Source organism: Paenibacillus sp. Y951, assembly GCF_056786395.1.
The window spans coordinates 72,895-93,382 of record NZ_JBXCIY010000010.1 but is presented as its reverse complement, the minus strand read 5'-3'; the positions used below and the strand labels follow the sequence as shown (position 1 = coordinate 93,382).

The window sequence follows — 20,488 nt, the reverse complement described above, 5'->3', positions numbered from 1 at the left end:
ATATTGTATGCAAAACAAAGCTAAGCGGTAACCTACTCCAACTTTACCGACACAAAAAAATGGTTATGTCGTATCTTATTCAGTAATAAGATATAACATAACCATCATTTACAATATGAAATATAGCTGTAATATTAGAGCGTAACCCAACCGAATTTAATAGAATTAATAACCGCTTGAGTACGATCATCAACTTCCATTTTTTGTAGTATGCTACTAACATGATTTTTTACTGTTTTTTCGCTTATGAACAAATTTTCACCTATCATCTTATTACTTTTACCTTCCGCCATTAAGCGCAGCACTTCTGCTTCACGACGTGTAAGCGGGCTTTCCTCTAACGGAATATATGTCGCTCCAATATCAATCGTTTGGCTCGCTGACACGCCAATTTCATCTAAATACGTCATACGACGCAGTTGATTAATTAATTTACCCGTTACTTTAGGATGAATATAAGAATATCCTTGTGAAACTGAACGAATCGCATTGATTAATGCTTCTGCTCCCATATCCTTCAGCAAATAGCCAGTTGCACCTTTTCTCAGCGCCTCAAACACATAGCTTTCATCATCATGAATCGATAATATAATAACTTTCACATCTGGAAATAAATCTTTCAATCGCTCTGTCGTAACGACTCCTGTCTCAATGGGCATATTGATATCCATCAGAACGATATGAGGTATTGTATGGTTACAAAACTCTAACACTTGTATGCCATCACCACATTCCCCAATCACTTCAATATCATCTTCCATATTCAGTATACGTTTTAAACCTTCGCGAAATAATTGATGGTCATCTGCCAATAAAATTTTAATTGTTGTACTATCGGATGGGCCGTTATCTAGCTTACTCATCATAAACTTTCCCCTTTCTTAGGTCGTTTTAAGAGGTATGACTATCCTGATGTCCGTTCCTCTGCCTACTTCCGATTGAATATCAATTGTGCCTTCAATAAGCTCCACTCGCTCATGCATCCCGATCAAACCATAATGTGTCTGGTCATCTTCCGAATTGAGATTAGAATTGGTATTGCAACTGCTGTGGAATCCTTTTCCATTATCCTTGATACTTAACTGGAGCTGATCCTGCTGGAATCCAATTCCTACCGATACTCTCGTCGCCTCAGCATGCTTCGTTACATTGGATAACGCTTCTTGTACAAGGCGATAGATCGCAGCTTCCATAGAAGAATTAAGACGTAATTCCTTGCCTGAAATATCGAATATCGTATGGATTTTAGATTTTTCTTCAAAATCCTGAGTGAGCTTTCTTAGCGTCGGAATTAAGCCTAGATCATCTAATGCCATCGGGCGCAAATTGAAAATGACCTTCCGAATTTCTTCTATACCCGCTCTAACTTGACCCTTTAGATCCACTAATTCAGTTTGTACGAGTGGATAATCTTCCTTTTGGAGCATTCGTTCCGCTATTTCGGTACGAAGTACAATATTCGCCAACGATTGTGCAGGTCCATCATGAATTTCCCTTGCAATTCGTTTGCGTTCTTCCTCTTGTGCCAAAATGATTTTTAATCCAAGCAATTGACGGTTTTTAGCCGATTCTATTATACGGGTCACATGTTCTAGATCACCTGACAAATAGTCGAGTACAACATTCATTTGAGATGCTATTGTTTCCGCTCGTTCAATATTTTTTTCGGCATTTCGAACTCGAATTTGAAGATCATCTCTACGGAGCTTAAGATGTTTTTCTTGCTCGCGTAAAGTTGCAAGCTGCAACTGTGTCAACGTTGCTTTTTCATAAGCCCGCTTAATATCCTGCTCACCATAGCGAGAGAATTCGCGACTTACCTCTGTCAAACGAATTCTGGTATATCGGTATTCAAGCTCAAGCTTGTCAACCTCCTCAATCACCTGAACCGTTTGCTGTAGCACCTGTTCAAGTTCTCTCTCCAAGGCACGTAGCTCATCTCTAGCAGATTCACATACCTCGTAGATTTGATATTTGCTAGTTTCCATTACTTGAATCGCATTAGAAAATATTCGATTAAGATCGACTGAGTGGTGATCCACCGTATCCAGGCACTCCTTTTACATTTATTGCTTGTCTTATCATATCATAATTGCGCTAACAACCATACTTTTACTGTATAGTCACGCTACGCTCGAGGTGATTATAATTAACTTCGAAGCCTAGCTTTTCAGAGAACAGTCGCACTGGAATTAATGTACGGTTATTCGTTGTAAATGGTGCGACATCCGATTCATAACGAACGCCATTCAGCACATACTCTTTTTTACCTATTGTCATCTGAAGTAGCGTTGAGCCGCTAAATACCTTCACTGTTTTGGTTGCATTATCATATTGCAATGTTGCACCTAGTTGCTCAGTTACGAATCGTAATGGTAAATACGTATATTTACCTTTCAATATTGGAGCTGCATCAAGAGTAGTTGATTTACCGTTAACTGTTGCTTGTTTTTTATCAATATATAGTTTGACAACGGCATTCGCCTTTTCAGATGTATTCGTAGAATTTGAATACTGCATAATATTATCTACCGTTACTTGACCTGAACTTGCAAGCCCAGCTTTTGTAGAGTCTAGAGATATCATATATACTCTTCTTAATTTAATAGTGCCCTTCATCGCACTCGTATCTACATTGACTTTTATGTTTTTCCAGCCCGTCCAATCGACGCTTTTCGCAATATCAACATAATGTAATTGACTGTCGCTATCGATAATCTCTGCACGAAGCCAGTTATTACTTCCGTCACCGTTCACATCAAATGCTAATGCGGTTAGATTAGGAGACAGCGTTCTACCTATGTCACCGAGCTTTGCATAAGAAGCTTTTGTTCCTGTGCCTGCAGAAAAGTCATAACTAATTTGCAATGCTTTATCTGCACTATCAGAAGTAGAACCCGCTACTAGCTTAACGCTACCCTTTGTTACATCTGCTGGAAGCACTTGATTCGTAATCGCATAGCCAACTGCATTGAAATTCTCAACGCTGCTAACCGTTTGTTCATTGCTATACGGAATCATCGTCGTAAATCCATCATACGAAGCAACGGCATAGCCACTCTTTGCATTTGCATTGACTGAATTTACAATAATATTGCCATCTTTAAATGTACCATTAAATCCAACAAAATCCCATTTCAAATAGTTTCCATCTAATTGATGTGTCTCACCATTTTTCAACGTAGCTTTAAATGTAACTGGTAATGACGCTCCAGCAGACAACGTACCTATCTTAGTTGAAGGTACTAATGACGCGATTTGATCTCCGCCAACAACATTCACTTCTTTCAATGCTGAAACGCTACCCGACGTAGCTTTGATCGATACCGTTCCTTTGGCCTTAGCCGTAAGGACATCACCAGATAAGCTTCCATTGCTATTCAAGCTTGACCAGCTAACATCTGCACTGATCGGATTATAGTAAGAATCATATGCCCGCGCATTTAAAGTAATGGACTGCCCAATTAAAATTGAATTACTGCCCGAAATAATTAGACCTTTCAATGAGCCCTGAGGAGCAGTTGTAAATACACCAATACCATTAGCTACACTACGCAATGAGCTTTCTTGTGTAACGTGAGCGAGTGATAGACTTGAATAGCCTAGCTTGCGCTCTACCATTGTCGTAGATCCACCGCCGTCCATATTAACCGCTTTATGCGCACCAAGCGATACGAGTACCGTCTGTAGCTCCTTCAAACTGAGCCCCGTATTAGCGCCTGACTTTTCTGCCGTAACCATATATACCTTTTTGCCATCCGCGGAGTAACCAATCGCTGTACGAGATGTGTAAGAGTTACCACTTACACCTGCAATATCGCGAGAAAAGCTCGATGCCTTCCCATTCTCTACAAGCAAAGTATGTCCACTCACCATCATCTCAAACTTAGCTGGATCAACCTTCTGCTTCGTCGTCTGTGATACTAGATTATAGTTCGCCTCTACCGTCGATCCAACCGTCATATTCGTCACGAGAAATTGTGCTGCATCCTTATGTCCGCGTAAAATATAGCCATTGCTTGGAATTGCCGTCGTAATGCTACCATTTTGCACAATTTCCTGGACTACATTATCAACGACAAGTACTTCCGTTGGCGTTGTGCCAGAGTTAATCGGACGCTGTGCCCCGCTCCATGAACTAGTATATATATATAGCTTGTTAGAATGACTGTAGGCTTCCCCAGTAACATCAGATGAATATGTAGACTGATTAATTCCTGATAATGTGAAGCTTTGACCGCTACTTGATTGAACATTTCCTTCAAATGTGTACATATCAATGGTCGGTTTTTTGTCCGTTGTCACGCCAAATGCATACATACCTTTCAATAAAGACGGGCTGACAACTAGTGATCCTGCTATAATTTGCGAACCTAATGAAGTGCCTTCATTCTTCATAACGAAAACATCGCCATTAATTGCTGCGATGGCACCAGTATTACTTGCCATATTCATTACATTGGTTCGCTTGCCTACTTGTCCATTCGTTCCACTAAGTGCCTGCAACGAAATATACGGATTGCTAAGATCGATTTCCATAACATGAACGCCAGTTGAGACAGCTTTAGCATTTCTTGTTGTCTTGAACGTATATTCTTTCCTTACCACGCCCGCTGAAACAATACTCTCACCTATAGCTACTAAACTATTAGAATTCGTTGCAGCGTCTGCAACATTCATATAATGGCTGCTTCCAAATGGTAACATTTGCTGGATTGGCGTAATAACTAGCGCACCCGTCAGCATGATCATAATTGCTTTCTTCTTAGTGAATAATTGTTTGATTGTATATCTACGCATCTTGTAATCTACTCTCCCATTCCTATCTCTCTATTATATTAGACTACAAAAGAGAATAGAAAGTTTCCCTTCATGGTAAGTTTTTTCAATTGATGCGAGATTGTCACATTTGGTAGAGTTGGTGGCGGGTGCGCTTCCACCATAAGGTGCATGCGGGCGCGTTCTCGTCATATGGTGCGTATCAACGAAACTTTTTTCTTTATTTACTCCTCGAGCCAGCTCGCTAGACACATTAGAGTAATTTGTTGCTTTATTTCGACGTGCTCCCACCTTATGGTGCGTATTAACGAAACTTTTTGCTTTATCTACTCCTTGAGCCAGCCCGCTAGACACATTAGAGTAATTTGTTACTTTATTTCGACGCGCTCCCACCGTATGGTGCGTATTAACGAAACTTTTTGCTTTATCTACTCCTTGAGCCAGCCCGCTAGACACATTAGAGAAACTTTTTGCTTTATTTCGGCGCACTCACGCCATATGGTGCATATTAACGAAACTTTTTGCTTTATTTACTCCTCGAGCCAGCTCGATAGACACATTAAAGGAACTTTTTTCTTTATTTCGGCGCACTCACGCCATATGGTGCATATTAACGAAACTTTTTGCTTTATCTACTCCTCGAGCCAGCTCGCTAGACACATTAGAGAAACTTTTTGCTTTATTTCGGCGCACTCACGCCATATGGTGCATATTAACGAAACTTTTTGCTTTATTTACTCCTTGAGCCAGCCCGCTAGACACATTAGAGAAATTTGTTACTTTATTTCGGCGCGCTCCCACCGTATGGTGCGTATTAACGAAACTTTTTGCTTTATCTACTCCTTGAGCCAGCCCGCTAGACACATTAGAGTAATTTGTTGCTTTATTTCGACGCGCTCCCACCATAAGGTGCATATTAACGAAACTTTTTGCTTTATCTACTCCTTGAGCCAGCCCGCTAGACACATTAGAGTAATTTGTTGCTTTATTTCGACGTGCTCCCACCTTATGGTGCGTATTAACGAAACTTTTTGCTTTATCTACTCCTCGAGCCAGCTCGCTAGACACATTAGAGTAATTTGTTGCTTTATTTCGACGTGCTCCCACCTTATGGTGCGTATTAACGAAACTTTTTGCTTTATCTACTCCTTGAGCCAGCCCGCTAGACACATTAGAGAAATTTGTTACTTTATTTCGGCGCGCTCCCACCGTATGGTGCGTATTAACGAAACTTTTTACTTTATCTACTCCTTGAGCCAGCCCGCTAGACACATTAGAGGAACTTTTTTCTTTATTTCGGCACGCTCCCACCATATGGTGCGTATTAACGAAACTTTTTGCTTTATCTACTCCTTGAGCCAGCCCGCTAGACACATTAGAGAAACTTTTTGCTTTATTTCGGCGCACTCACGCCATATGGTGCATATTAACGAAACTTTTTGCTTTATCTACTCCTCGAGCCAGCTCGCTAGACACATTAGAGAAACTTTTTGCTTTATTTCGGCGCACTCACGCCATATGGTGCATATTAACGAAACTTTTTGCTTTATTTACTCCTCGAGCCAGCTCGATAGACACATTAAAGGAACTTTTTTCTTTATTTCGGCGCACTCACGCCATATGGTGCATATTAACGAAACTTTTTGCTTTATCTACTCCTTGAGCCAGCCCGCTAGACACATTAGAGGAACTTTTTGCTTTGTTTTCCACACCGACCAACTCTCTAGACACATTAGAGGAACTTTTTACCTTAGTTCGATGCGCTTACGCTATATAGTGCACATTAACGAAACTTTTTGCTTTGTTTGCCCCACCAACCAACTCTCTAGACACATTAGAGAAACTTTTTGTTTTGTTCACTCCACTGTCCCTTACCAGAAACTCCTTCTACTCAACACTCGGTTTCACTATACATACTAAAAACCAGCTAATGTTCCGTCCAATGGCATTAGCTGATTTCCCTTTAGCATTGAGGTTATTTGGATAAATATTTATAACGCGTAACCCTTTTCGTATTTGGAGTAATGATAGGCGTTAATTGATTACTACTACTTAAGTTTTGAAGATACTTTCGTGACGTTGGTAAGCTAATTCCCAACTGCTGGGAGATATCAATTGGGCGTACAGTAGTATCACATTGTCTAGCCAGCCTTAGAATACTTTGCTCAATTAAATTCCCAAACGATTTTGTTTGATTTGTTGTATCCTGATGCTTTTCCATTATTATCTGTACAAAATTACGAATTAGTTCTGGATTTTCCTCCAACTCATCATAAGGAATAGACACAATCAGATACCCTAATGATTGAAGAAAAAGTTCCTTATTTAGCTCTAGTTTATATTTTGTGCGATCGGTTCGTTCCACATGGGGACCATATCCCTTTATTTCAAAAGCAATTTTAATGTCATTCACCTTATAAAGTATATCAACAAAAAATCGCATGCCTCGCCAGTCTACTATTTCGTACTCTGGATGTAGGTTTGTGAGATTGCCAAAGAGCGGCCACCATATTTTCTTTACAAACATAACTTCACCGTGTGAATGTCCTCTTGCTAACCTGTCTTTCCGTTCCCCAGTCCGCTTCTTTAAATGTTTCTGTACCCACTCATTATGAGCATCTTCAAATCTCATCATAATCTCCCCTTTAAACAGAGAACACCCCGCACCTAATAATTCGGCACGGGGTGTTCTTCATCCCAGTATAGTTAATACGTAGATAATAACACAATCAACTAAATAATCAACCAATTCTAATAATAATATAACTTCAACCATATTTTAAATCTCACTTTATTAACTCCTCGAGCCAGCTTGCTAGACACATTAGAGGAACTTTTTTCTTTATTTCGACGCACTCACGCCATATGGTGCATATTAACGAAACTTTTTGCTTTATTTACTCCTCGAGCCAGCTCGATAGACACATTAAAGGAACTTTTTTCTTTATTTCGGCGCACTCACGCCATATGGTGCATATTAACGAAACTTTTTGCTTTATCTACTCCTTGAGCCAGCCCGCTAGACACATTAGAGAAACTTTCTGCTTTATTCGGTGCGCTCCCGCCATATGATGCATATTAACGAAACTTTTTGCTTTGGTTGCCACACCAACCTACTCTCTAGACACATTAGAGGAACTTTCTGCTTTGTTTCGGTGCGCTCCCGCCATATGATGCATATTAACGAAACTTTTTACTTTGTTCGACCCAGCAACCTACTCTCTAGACACATTAGAGTAACTGTTTGCTTTATTTCGATGCGCTCCCACCATATGGTGCATATTAACGAAACTTTTTGCTTTGTTTGCCACACCAACCAACTCTCTAGACACATTAGAGGAACTTTTTGCTTTGTTTCGATGCGCCCCCGCCATATGGTATACATTAACAAAACTTTTTGCGTTATTTCGCTACGCTCCCACCATATGGCGCATATTAATGAAACGTTTTGCGTTATTACTCCACGAGCCAACTTGCTAGACATATTAGAGGAACTTTTTTTGAAGCATGCGCACAAAAAACCACTAACTTGCATTACGCAAGTTAGTGGCCAACAAAACCTTACTAATATTGTAACAAATCGGTCTTTTTCAGTAAACGCATAATCATAATCGTACCTTCAGCACGAGTTGCATTTTGCTTAGGTGATAGCTTTGTCGTTGTTGTACCACTAATGATGCCTAGGCTGATCGCCGTAGCAACCCCTGGCTTCGCATATGAGCTTAACTGTGACTTATCGCCATAACCGTTTAAGATTGAATCTACTGAGCTTGTTAGTGTCGTAGAAAGTCCTCCGTAGCTAGCCGCGCGAACCATCATCAACGCCATATCCTGTCTAGTAATGTAACTATTGGGAGCGAACGAAGTGCTAGACACACCAGATACGATTCCCGCTTCTACAGCGGCACCAATATAGCCACCCATAACCGTGTCACTATTAACATCCTTGAATTTCTTCGCCGCAGCCTTATTCGTGCTTAAGCCTAAGCCCTTCGCAATATACGTAGCAAATTCACCACGTGTAATACTTGCTTGTGGATTAAATTTTGTAGTGGAATGACCTTCAATTACAAATTTTCGTGCCATAATTGTAATTGAATTATGAGCCCAATGTGACGTTGTATCTGTAAACGCCTTATTACTTTTCACAATCGCATACGCGCTATTACCTGGACGCTTAAACGTAATTGTCGTCGATCCATTGTTTTGGTTAAATGTTGTCGGTACTGCTGAGATCGCAGAAATACCTTCATCATAGTATACAGCTGTTGTATTGTTATATGTTAGATTTGCTGAAGTTTGAGCTGTACGTGTAATATTTCCTGTAATAACTGCATCCTCAGTAGTAGAACCATTCACAATTTTCAATTCATAAACGAATGGACCTGTAACAATCGTTGCTGAGCTGCGATTAATAGCTGTCTCTAACGATGTTGTTGCCGATGAACTACCTTCTTCAAATGCAACGCGTAAATAGTTAGTAACAGCGCTGCCTCCTGATTGTCTTGCTGCTTTATTCAAATCAATCGAGCTGATTGGTACCGAATAACTTAGATCGCCGTAGTTAATAACGAGCGTAAAGTCACCATTTTTCCCCGCTGCTTGTAACGCCGCAAGCGAGTAGGAGACAATTGCTGCATTTTGTGTTGTTGGAACTTCAAACACAATATTAGCAGTTTTCATCTCTGCTGCTGCAAGTGTTGTTATTGCTGTTACCAATTTGTCCGTTGTAATCGAATAATTTGTTGCTCTAGATCCACCTGGAGAAACATCATTGCTCATTGAACTCGCAGATGTTTTCAATAATACACCATTTGGAACAGACGCAAAATCATCGGATAATGAATCGATTATTGTTGTCTGATTAGCTACTACCATATTGGAAAATCCATTAACTGTAACACCACTCGAACTCTGCAGCATATCATTTTGGCTGAAGTAAGATACCGTTGCAGCCTCACCAACCTTTGCAGATGTTGATAGCTTCATAATTACTTGTGAACCATTAATATTAATATTGCTAATTACTCGCGAATTATTCGAAATGCGAACTGAAAATTGATCCGCTGTCGGCACAGATGTTTTATCAAGATTTCCTGAGAAATTAAGTGTTAACACATCACCCTTCAGTACTGCACCTTGAATGATAACACTAGAAGTATTGCCATTATCATTGCCTTCAGTTACCAACATTTTATTAAATGATGCTGCTGGGTTGGAATCCTCATCCAATGCCGTTGATGACGTTCCAGAGTATGTCACCGTGATCGGTAGTGAGCTTTCCGGCTTCGGACTTACCGTCAAAATAATAGTATCATTATTAACGGTAACAGTTGTTACCTTCGTTGCTTTACCATTGACAAGCACAGCATACTGGTATGTCCCTGGCTTCGTTGAAGATTTGATTGGTTCATCATATTGCAAGAATAGCTGATTACCGCTTAATGAAATATATTGAATTACGGGTGCACCTGTAGTGTTCGTGCCCGTACCTGTACCCGTTGTTGTTCCCACCGTATGACTAAATGTCGCTACAGCACCATTAGCTGTTCCCGTAAGCGGATAGAAGCCTGCTGTATAACTTACAACAATTCTCGCTTTCGCTGGGATCGATTGATTCAACGTAAACGATACATTACTGCCTGATTGCGTCATACTGCTAATCGGAGAAACTTTACCATCCACCGTCACTGTAAATTGCGTATATGCAAGCGAGTGAATGCTATTAAGCGTTTCACTAAACGTTAGATTAACTTTAGAGCCTGAGTAACTACTACTTTTCACTGTTGGTTTATTTTCAGTGAAACCATTTGTCACATTTATGTTGGAGAAGCTTGCCGCTTGATTACCTGACAAGTCCTGAATCAATCCGGTAGTAGCTTTCGTATACGATAGTGACACCTTCTCTGACGCCGAGACATTACTTACTAATTTAACAAATACAACATTACCTTCGATCGAAATACTACTTATATTTCTTGCCTTATCATTCGCCGTTGCGTAGAAGCTCGCAACGGACGGCTTTAATCCCTCATTCAGAAGTCTATTATATACAAGGCGAATTGTGTTACCGCTAACCTCTACCTTGGATATAACGGGTGGCGTAGTATCTCCACCTAATGTTTTGAACTTCCATTGGAATTGATTCTGAATACCCACGAAATAATTACCGTTCAAATCCATAATTGCATTATCTGAAATGTTAATGTAGTACTCTGTGTTCTTTCGTAAATCTGAATTCGGCTTAATAATGATTCCTTTACCATTTTTAGGATCATATTCTAGCGTACCTGAAATGGTATCATAGCTACTCACTACCGGAATAAAACTTACACTATTCAAAGAATAGCTATCAACGATAATTGACTTATCAAAAGTTGCTTTGAATTGGGTAATCTTACTGTCAAAAGGTACCGTTGTTGTGCCGTTACTCGGCGAAATCGATTGAATCTGTGGAGTAACCGCCGATGTTGTAGCTACCTGGAAATTGTAGTAATTGTTTGCAACTTCTTTCTTAAACTGGTTACCAGCAGCATCGATAAATGCGGTATTACTAAACGTAACATAATACTTCGTTGCGAGTGTGAAGCTTTTTACTTCTTCCCGATTAGCAGTTACAGCCATATGTGGATCAATCGTAATCACTTTACTACCGCCACCTGTAACACGAGTCGAGGTTACAGGGATCGAGCGATATAAAGCACCTGAATTAAACTCACGAATTTCTATGTTGCCACTGTTAGCATATACATTTTTATTAAATGTCAAAATGATTTTCTCTTTTGCACTTGCCGTCGTGCTTGCTCGTGCTGGAGACATCGTAAATGTTAGCGGTGTATTATCAACCTCGTAAGTTGAAAACACCCAATCTGTTGCACCATAAATACCATAATAGATAGCAGAAGCATTATTGGAAAGTGCAAACGCTCCAGATTCTATCGTTACGTAATAACTTGTATTTTTAGCAATAGCACTACCTGTATTCACCGTTACCGTTCTATTCCCATACGAATATGTAAAACTATTGTTGCTTGTTACTCGCTCAAAAACCGCGACATTATCACTTACTCTACGAATAGTAAGCTTCTTAGTAGCACTACCTTGTACTCCTTGATCGAAATCCAACACTAGCTTGTTAATTGCCCCATTCACAGTTTCACCTGCTGATGGAATTTTCGAGATTAACTGTACTGGACTTGCTTGGGTCGTGAACTTCCACGATCCACCTGCATAGTAGTTATCTGAACCATCGGCAATACTATTATTAAGAATCTTGATCGTATATGTAGTCGATGGCATAAATGGCGTAGATGGGGTAAGTGTAATTTTATTCGAACCACTGCCCTGCACCTCGTTAGAAAGGACCGAGATTACGCGATTATCTACACTGCTTGATAATTCAATATTTCCACCTGATACGTACACATCTTCATCGAATACGAATTGAAGAGAACCTGTAATAGAAATAGTTGCTGTACATGTCGTTACATTAGAAGGACATAATCCAACTAGTTCATTAGTTAATATTATCGGTCTATCTCTATCTACCACATCCGTTGCAGCTGTACGAAAGTTCCACTGTGTGGCATTGTTAATCCCACCGAACAACGCTCCATTGGACACATTCTCTACCGCACCAGCTTCAATTAGAATATAGTGCTCTACACTCTTATCTAATGTAACTGCCCTTGCATCAATCGTTAGCACATTATTAGATACCGATATTTTCGAATCTTTCATCGGAAATTCCTTAATAAGGTTACTCGTATTATAATTATAGATCTGAACTTTTTTCGATACGTCACTCTTTTGAATATTCTCATCAAATGTGACCTTAAAAATCCCGTTAGTTGGCACATTACTAGTATTGTTAGCTGGACTTAAACTAACCATACTCGGGCCCGCTGTTGCCGCACTTACCTCATTGGAATTACTCCATATAGGAAGAATTAATTGTAATGATAAAATAATTGCAATAACTAACGACAGTCTCTTTTTCGCCTGCATTTCATTCACTCCTTAATAATACACTCGTATAGTATTTGTCGGCTTTCTAGGGGTCAAAATGAAGAGAATCTTCATAAGAAAGCGGATTTGATTCTTTTTACCTAAACAAAAAAACCATATTTTACATCTATATAGACGTTAAATATGGTTTAAAAGTTTCTGTCTTCGTAAATATTATAATTGTGCTAATGCATCTGCACGCAATAGTTCTGCTTTATCAACACGTTCCCAAGGTAAATCAACATCCGTACGGCCAAAGTGACCATAAGCAGCTGTTTGAGAATAGATTGGGCGACGAAGATCAAGCATTTTGATAATGCCGGCTGGGCGAAGATCAAAGTTTTTGCGAATAACTTCAACTAGCTTTTCATCTGCAACATTGCCTGTACCGTAAGTATCTACACTAATCGATACGGGTTGTGCCACACCAATAGCATAAGCTAATTGAATTTCACATTTATCAGCAAGGCCTGCTGCAACGATGTTTTTCGCTACATAACGAGCTGCATATGCTGCTGAACGGTCTACTTTTGTAGGATCCTTACCAGAGAATGCACCACCGCCATGTCTGGCGTAACCACCGTAAGTATCTACAATAATTTTACGTCCTGTAAGACCAGCATCACCTTGCGGTCCGCCGATTACAAAACGACCTGTTGGATTAATAAAGTATTTTGTTTCTGCATCAAGCCATTCTGGAGTAACAACTGGCTTAATAACATGCTCCATAATATCCGCTTGAATCTGCTCAAGCGTCGCTTCTTCAGCATGTTGCGTAGAAACAACGATTGTATCTACACGCAATGGTTTGCCGTCTTCGTACTCAATCGTTACTTGAGTTTTACCATCTGGACGAAGATACTCCAACGTGCCATTTTTACGCACTTCAGCCAAACGACGAGCGATACGGTGTGATAATGCGATAGGTAGCGGCATAAGCTCTGGAGTTTCATTTGTTGCAAAACCAAACATTAGACCTTGGTCACCTGCACCAATATCTTCATTCTCTTGCTTAACATCCTTACCATCACGAGATTCAAGGGCAGCATTAACCCCTTGAGCGATGTCAGCAGACTGTTCATTAAGAGAAACCAATACTGCACTTGTCGCGGAGTCAAAACCGTACTTCGCACGAGTGTAACCAATATCCTTAATCGTACGACGAGCAATAGATGAAATATCAATAAAGTCTGCACTACTACTAATTTCCCCTATAACAAGTACTAAACCTGTAGCAACTGCAACCTCACATGCAACACGCGCATTCGGATCAGCTTCCAAAAATGCATCTAGAACCGCATCAGAAATTTGGTCACAAATCTTATCTGGATGACCTTCCGTTACTGATTCTGATGTGAATAAATGGCGTCCTTTTACCGACATCCGTATCAACCTCCCATTTACTAACTATATGAATATATAAGAATATACATGATACACAAAAAATGAACCTTTCCCCTAAGGAAAAGGTTGTAATACAACACTTCTAAAATAAAATAATACAGAAAATTAGCCTTTATGTCAATGCAAGTAAATTTTTCTATTTGTAATTTACGTAGCGGATTTACTTTAGCGTGGTCCGAGTACTTGCTCCGCTTGTTGAATCAAACGCTTCGTAATTGAACCACCAATATACCCTACATTTCTTGTCGACATGGTAGACCAGTCAATTCCACCTGCACTTTGCGAACCACTGCCAAGTTCATCGGCAAATTCCGAGTTGAAATCAGTGTTCGCAGCGCCTACTATACCTAGTTCTGCCGCTATTTCATACTTCATTGCATTCAAAGCTGCCTTACATTCTGGTACTACACAACTACGTTTTGCCATTGGAAACCCTCCATATGATAAAATAATTACTTTCATATTATGTCGTGATTAGCCAATCGCTACACTGATGAAACATTACTAAACATCCCTTATTTTTACTCCGTTGCTTCCAATAGGTTGGACTTGGAGGCGATTAAATCAAAAAACCTTATCTCACGGAAAGTAAGATAAGGTTTTTCTAATGTTTGATTATATAGCATTATTGCAAATAATAAGAACCTTTAACAAGGACCGTTAGCGAGCCTGTAGTGCCTGCTGCTGCTTGAATACCTCGTCCATCCCTTGGGAACCATATCTCATGGTTTGCTGGAACCGCTATGCCGCTCTTAATATCAATGCCTGCAGTTACATCGGAGATCCCATTACTATCGGAGCTGTAAGCTACAGCTTTACCAGTACGAATAACAATTTCACTTCCTGCATTAACCATCAGGATGCGATCAGCAGGAACAGTAACCACTTCTAATGTAGCTGTTGCCCCGCCTGTGGAGCCATCTCCAGACAACTTAGCGATTTGCTCGTCTACATAGCTTTTCGTAACGACTGGATCTGTTACAGTCCCAGGAGTTACTGAGCTAGTGCCAACAGATAATGCATTTCCAATTAATGAGCCGCCAATGATACCAACAGCAAGAATTGCAGATGCACCTAACCATTTCAACTTACTCATCCTATTCATCCCTCTCTTAACAAGTACTCTATTAATAAGATACTAGATTAAGAGAGTTATGACTAGTATTTTCACCAATTCAACTAATAGCTACATTAATTCAATATTAATGTTCTAGATGCAATTTTATGTTTATATCCATCAACTACATCATACACATTAACATTATATTCTTTAATATTTTTGTTCGTAACTAATTTACTTGTAAAGTTGAACATAACTTCTCTGCCATTACCGAGAACAAACTTATTCTCGTCTTTATCCTCACCACCTAATGTGAACAGTTTAGAGAATACAATTTTCGGTGCAGTTGGATCTTCAAACTCAACTAATAATTGATGCTCTTTCGGATAACTCGTAACATTTTCATTCAGCTTCATACTATAATCAAAATACAGTTCTAATGTATCCATCTCGAATTCATCCGATGAACCATATAATACAGTAAAATAATCAAGATCAATTAAATAATTCATCACTGAAAGATCAGTAAAGCTATCCTTCACAACGCTTGGTTTGAATGTATGAGCAGCATACACCGGACTTAACATTGCGACTGCACTATCTTCACCTAAAGTGATTGCCTCGCCAAAGTGAATTTCTACTTTCTTATCCTCAAAGTTTTTCGGAATAACAGACCAAGCTGACAACGTCATTGTTGCACCTGGCAGAAGCTTATTTTTAGACTCCGCAAATGATAAATCAATAATATCTCCCGTAGCATTAGACAGATATCCTGTAAGTGAACCTGGAACTACTGCACGTTTCTCATTGTTTGTATATTCTACTTGTGTATACAAAAGGTTGCTTCCTACTCCTTCATACAATTGTGAGTTTATGACGTCTACAGTTGCACGTTGACCTACCGTTGCAATAGAATACGATTGATTAACGCCTAGTAATTGAGCATTTTGCAAAATGCTTTCCGCAAATGTATGAATTTGTTTTTTGTTTTCTGGATCTGTAATATCCGTCATGCCAAATTTGTATGTTTTGACATCTTGCGTGTAAGGAATTTTCGTATAAGCTAATACACGATAGCTTGCCCCTGGCGCAATAGCTAATAATCCATCCATATCCAAAAATGTTGTTGCCGTTTCTTTCAATTTCACACCATCGAGAATGAATTGACCAGCTAAATCTAACTTACCTTTAGCCAATTTACTTGTATTCGTAACAAGATACTCAGCAATTAATAGGTCATTCATATCGTTAGGCGTACGCTGCAAAGATACTTGCTCGATCGTCAAGCCACTATAAGTAACCTTTTTAGATCCATCATTCGATGAATCGGGTAGATCGTCGCCTTTCATTACAATCTTGAAATTGCCTAAGAAACTCTTTGCTGTCGATGTTTCATTCTCATAAAAAATAACTAATTGACTAGTTGAAAGTACTCCTGCATTAGGTATTTGTCCTGATATTTCAACATCCTTCTTAATGCCTGGTAGTAACGTTACTTTAGAATCTGCTGCTATAGTGAGCGGATATAAGTATCCCTCTTTGGTCTTCACGTAATAATAAACATTATTCAATTCAAGCTGTCCAGCTTCTTTGTTCAACAACGTCATCGTAGTCTTAAATTCTGTACGATTTTCATTAGTAGCAACTGAGCTTTTATTCGCGTTGAATTGAATCTCGTTACCATTAATAGATATTAATCGTGATTTATCAATCGTAAGTGCAACTGTATCTTGTAATGCTGGTAAATTAATAGTAATTAACGGCACAATCGTCGTTTCTTTACTATAATAAGCTTGTAATTCTAATGGTTTCTTCAAGTCTTCAATTGGAACTGTTGCAGTAACTATTAATTCTTTTGTTTCATTGGCTTTTAACGTTACTTCGGTATATACAGGATCAACTGAGTATACTTTAGAACCACCTGCAACCAATTGATAACTTACACCTTCTAAGTTTTGCGAAATGGATGATTTATTAGTCATTGTTAAAGCCATATTAATGTAACCATATTTATCATCACGATACATCTTGTAATCTGTCATCGACAAATCCAATTTTTGATTGTTAATAGTAATATTTTTCTTCGCTTTATATGCTGCATTATTGAAGCCACTAGTCGTAAGTGTTCCTAACTTAGTCTCATAGTTCGAGGCATTGAAATCCCACTTAATGATATCTATGTACAAATCAGAAATCGATACATTTTTTTCAACTTGAGCATAGAACGTCAAATATTGTGTTGCATTAACAGGAACTAATTCCTTTGTTTTATCCGTCTCAATCAACTTTGTAATATATGATTTTTTAGACGTTTTGATTTTTGCCCAATAATCAATGAGTGGTAAGCTTTTACTTGAATTATTACGGATTTCTAAAGTAAATGTAACTAACTTACCGTTTTCTTGAGTCAAATATTCTACATCGAATAATTCTGCACTAACATTACTCATTAATGAAACTTTAGATTGTGAAGCTGTTGAGACATGCATTACTTGACTTATATTTAAACTTAAAATCAAAGTAATCACTAATAAAGATTTCATTACTTTAGTATTCATCATTGTTAATATAGACATAGTTTCCCTCCTTAGTAATCTATATATTAAACGCTTAAACTATGTATAAAGTTGCACTCAAATGCAAATAATATATTAAAGAAGAAAAAACCCTAACCATTCTAAGAATGATTAGGGTTTTTCCCGATTAATTAATCGTAATGTAAGTTAAGTTAATTACTTAACGATAACGTTGATTACGAAGACTTTACCTTTGATTAGAACAGTTACAGTAGCTTTACCAGCATCTACAAAATTACCAGTTTCGTCATTAACTACGTTTTGGTTTGAAGAATGTACTTTGTAGTCACCAGTTGCAACTGCAATTTTTGTGCCGTATTGATCGTAACCTACTAAAGCATTACCATCTGTACCGAACAATTGCTCGTGAAGACTACTTTGGCCAGCCTCTACAGTGAAAGTTGATTTAGCTTGACTTACAGTTGTAAGTACAGCGTTAGTATCAACAACTTTAACTGTTACAGTTGCTACGTTAGCAGTACCGATAACAACGTTAATCACTTCTGAACCAGCTGCTTTAGCAGTAACTACTCCTAAGTATTCATCAACAGATGCTACATTAGCATCACCATCTTTAATTGTGAATTTATCAGCAGCTACGATAGCAAATTTGTTACCATTTTTGTCTTTTACATATACAGTGATAATTGCTGTGTCTGACATATCTTTATCAGATTTCGGGTTACCAGCAGTAACTTCGATTGTAGCATTGTTAAGTTCAGCTACATATCCACCTTGACCATTTTGATCTACACGAGATACAGAAACTGATTTAGTAAAAGTCTTTTTATCGCCTTTAACTGTAATTTTAACAGTAACTGAACCGTTCTTTACATCTGTAGGTTTGTTAAGATTTACAACTGTTTTAGATGCATCTGTAGCAAAGTCAACTGCTACCGGTGTAACAATTTTGTCGTTACTAGTAGGAACAGTAGCTTCGATAGTAAGAGGAGCATCAACTCGAGCTTCAACTACGAACTCTTTACCAAATTGGTCAAGTGTTTTAACTTCAAGTTTGTGCTCAAGAGCCTCAGAACCATCAGCTGGGTTAACAATCTTCACAGAAGTTTGATCTACAGAGATTGCACTGAATTTAGCTTCTTCTTTAACATTTACAATTACAGTTTTAGAGATTTCAGAACCGCCAACTTTAGCTGTAATTCTTACAGAAGCAGAACCTGCTTGAACAGCAGTATAGAAACCAGTATCAGAATCAACTACTAGACGAGATGGGTTAAGAGATTTCACAGAGAACTCGTCATTTGATGAAGCTGTAATGTCAGATGATGTTTTTTCCCCACCATCTTGATCTTTTGTTTTAAATACGATATATCCACTTGTGTTAGCGTTAACTTCTAAATTGTTAGCAGATGCCGATTTATTAGCAGCAGATTCAAGAGATACATCAGTAATATCAAGAGAAAGAGCTTCTTTAACTGTAATAATTGCATTAGCAGTTTCAATATTAGTCTCATCGTCAACAGCTAGAACAACGTTAACGATTGCAGTACCTACATCAACAGCTTTGAAGCTGTGATTGATTACACCAACATCACTTGTCTCAACAGTCAAGTCATTAGTGTGGTTAGCAGTGATGTCATCACCATTTTCGTCTTTTACAATTACTTTAAGATCTTTATCTTTAGCAACTGTAGTAGCAGCGAATTCTACACTAACTGGAGCAGTTGCTTGGTATTTGAAGTCAGCAGTTGCAGTTTTAAGTGCAGTAGCTTCAACACCAACAGCGTTAGTCAATGTAATTGTGTAAGTTTTACCAGAAGAAAGGTTGTCACTTAGAGCAACAGTAGCTTTCTTATCTTTTGTAGTGATTTGTTCAACTAGGTATTCGTTACCATCAGCATCAACGATTGTTGCTTCTTCAACAGATTTAACATCGTCATTGAACTCAAGAATAACAGCAGATTTAACAACTGCTTTTGCAGATACTAGTGCAAGATCAGTGATTGCATAATCAGCAAGACCAAGAATAGTTCCTAGTTTTTTACCGCCGATTTCGAAATCAAGAGCTGTTACAAGTGCAGTGTAGATTTCGCCACGAATAGCGTTGTCACCTGCAACTAGATCAGCAGATACTAATTTCAATTCAACAGCTTTTGCCAAAGACTCAGCGTAAGGAACGTCTTTAACGCCTAATATGCGAAGTAGTACAGCAGCAAATTGTTGATTAGTGATCGGGTTGTTAACACCGAATACAGTTTCTTTTTCGCCAGTGAAGTATCCTTCAGCTTTTGCCCAAGATACATAACCATTGTAGAATTTAGAATCTAAATCAGTGAAACCGTGAGTGTTTTCAGTAGCTTTTGCTTTTTCTTCTACTTGAAGTAGACGAGAAAGTAGAACTGTTACGTCTTGACGTACCCATTCTGCATCCTCAGCAAGACCTTCAGAAGTACCTTTAATAATACCATAACCTTGTAACTTTTCACCTGCAGTTTTTGTTTCAGCTGCAGATACTAGTGTTGCGAACATGGAGAATACCATGGCAATCGCAACTAATAATGATAAACTTTTTTTCATAACCTTTTTTTCTCCTCCTCTAAATTGCTTCGGTTGTTGAGAGTTTTGTTTTGATAATAAATGGCTCGTTTTACTCATAGCCAATTCACCCCCTTCCTAGAGTAGAGCACGTAATTATAAAATA

At 38.7% G+C, this 20,488-nt stretch carries 12 protein-coding genes; all 12 read right to left on the bottom strand.

Going from position 1 to position 20,488, the window contains the following annotated elements:
* Nucleotides 1-134 precede the first annotated feature (134 nt).
* Nucleotides 135-863, bottom strand: a complete 729-nt coding sequence (locus AC1TPB_RS15435) for a response regulator (protein ID WP_482077391.1) — start codon at nucleotides 861-863, stop codon at nucleotides 135-137.
* Between the two features lie 18 nt (nucleotides 864-881).
* On the bottom strand, nucleotides 882-2,042 hold the full coding sequence (locus tag AC1TPB_RS15430) for a sensor histidine kinase (protein WP_482077316.1): 1,161 nt from the start codon (nucleotides 2,040-2,042) through the stop codon (nucleotides 882-884).
* 70 nt (nucleotides 2,043-2,112) lie between these two features.
* Nucleotides 2,113-4,800 carry a stalk domain-containing protein gene (locus tag AC1TPB_RS15425; RefSeq protein ID WP_482077315.1) on the bottom strand — a complete coding sequence of 896 codons (2,688 nt, stop codon included), beginning with the start codon at nucleotides 4,798-4,800 and terminating at the stop codon, nucleotides 2,113-2,115.
* A 33-nt stretch (nucleotides 4,801-4,833) separates the two neighbouring features.
* Nucleotides 4,834-5,268: a hypothetical protein gene (locus tag AC1TPB_RS15420; RefSeq protein WP_482077314.1), complete on the bottom strand. Its 435-nt coding sequence runs from the start codon at nucleotides 5,266-5,268 to the stop codon at nucleotides 4,834-4,836.
* A 204-nt stretch (nucleotides 5,269-5,472) separates the two neighbouring features.
* The gene (locus tag AC1TPB_RS15415; protein WP_482077313.1) at nucleotides 5,473-6,186 is read right to left on the bottom strand and encodes a hypothetical protein; all 714 of its coding nucleotides are present in this window, start codon (nucleotides 6,184-6,186) and stop codon (nucleotides 5,473-5,475) included.
* Nucleotides 6,187-6,754: 568 nt separating this feature from the next.
* A complete protein-coding gene (locus AC1TPB_RS15410) occupies nucleotides 6,755-7,414 on the bottom strand; it encodes a hypothetical protein (RefSeq protein WP_482077312.1) in 660 nt (219 codons plus the stop codon).
* 929 nt (nucleotides 7,415-8,343) lie between these two features.
* Entirely contained in the window at nucleotides 8,344-12,786 is a 4,443-nt protein-coding gene (locus AC1TPB_RS15405) for an Ig-like domain-containing protein (RefSeq protein WP_482077311.1), read from the bottom strand.
* Nucleotides 12,787-12,960: 174 nt separating this feature from the next.
* Entirely contained in the window at nucleotides 12,961-14,169 is a 1,209-nt protein-coding gene (gene metK / locus AC1TPB_RS15400) for a methionine adenosyltransferase (RefSeq protein ID WP_482077310.1), read from the bottom strand.
* 186 nt (nucleotides 14,170-14,355) lie between these two features.
* On the bottom strand, nucleotides 14,356-14,616 hold the full coding sequence (locus AC1TPB_RS15395) for an alpha/beta-type small acid-soluble spore protein (RefSeq protein WP_482077309.1): 261 nt from the start codon (nucleotides 14,614-14,616) through the stop codon (nucleotides 14,356-14,358).
* A gap of 199 nt (nucleotides 14,617-14,815) precedes the next feature.
* Nucleotides 14,816-15,286: a hypothetical protein gene (locus AC1TPB_RS15390; protein WP_482077308.1), complete on the bottom strand. Its 471-nt coding sequence runs from the start codon at nucleotides 15,284-15,286 to the stop codon at nucleotides 14,816-14,818.
* Between the two features lie 95 nt (nucleotides 15,287-15,381).
* Nucleotides 15,382-17,826: a hypothetical protein gene (locus tag AC1TPB_RS15385; RefSeq protein WP_482077307.1), complete on the bottom strand. Its 2,445-nt coding sequence runs from the start codon at nucleotides 17,824-17,826 to the stop codon at nucleotides 15,382-15,384.
* A gap of 156 nt (nucleotides 17,827-17,982) precedes the next feature.
* Nucleotides 17,983-20,442 carry an S-layer homology domain-containing protein gene (locus AC1TPB_RS15380; protein ID WP_482077306.1) on the bottom strand — a complete coding sequence of 820 codons (2,460 nt, stop codon included), beginning with the start codon at nucleotides 20,440-20,442 and terminating at the stop codon, nucleotides 17,983-17,985.
* Nucleotides 20,443-20,488 lie beyond the last annotated feature (46 nt).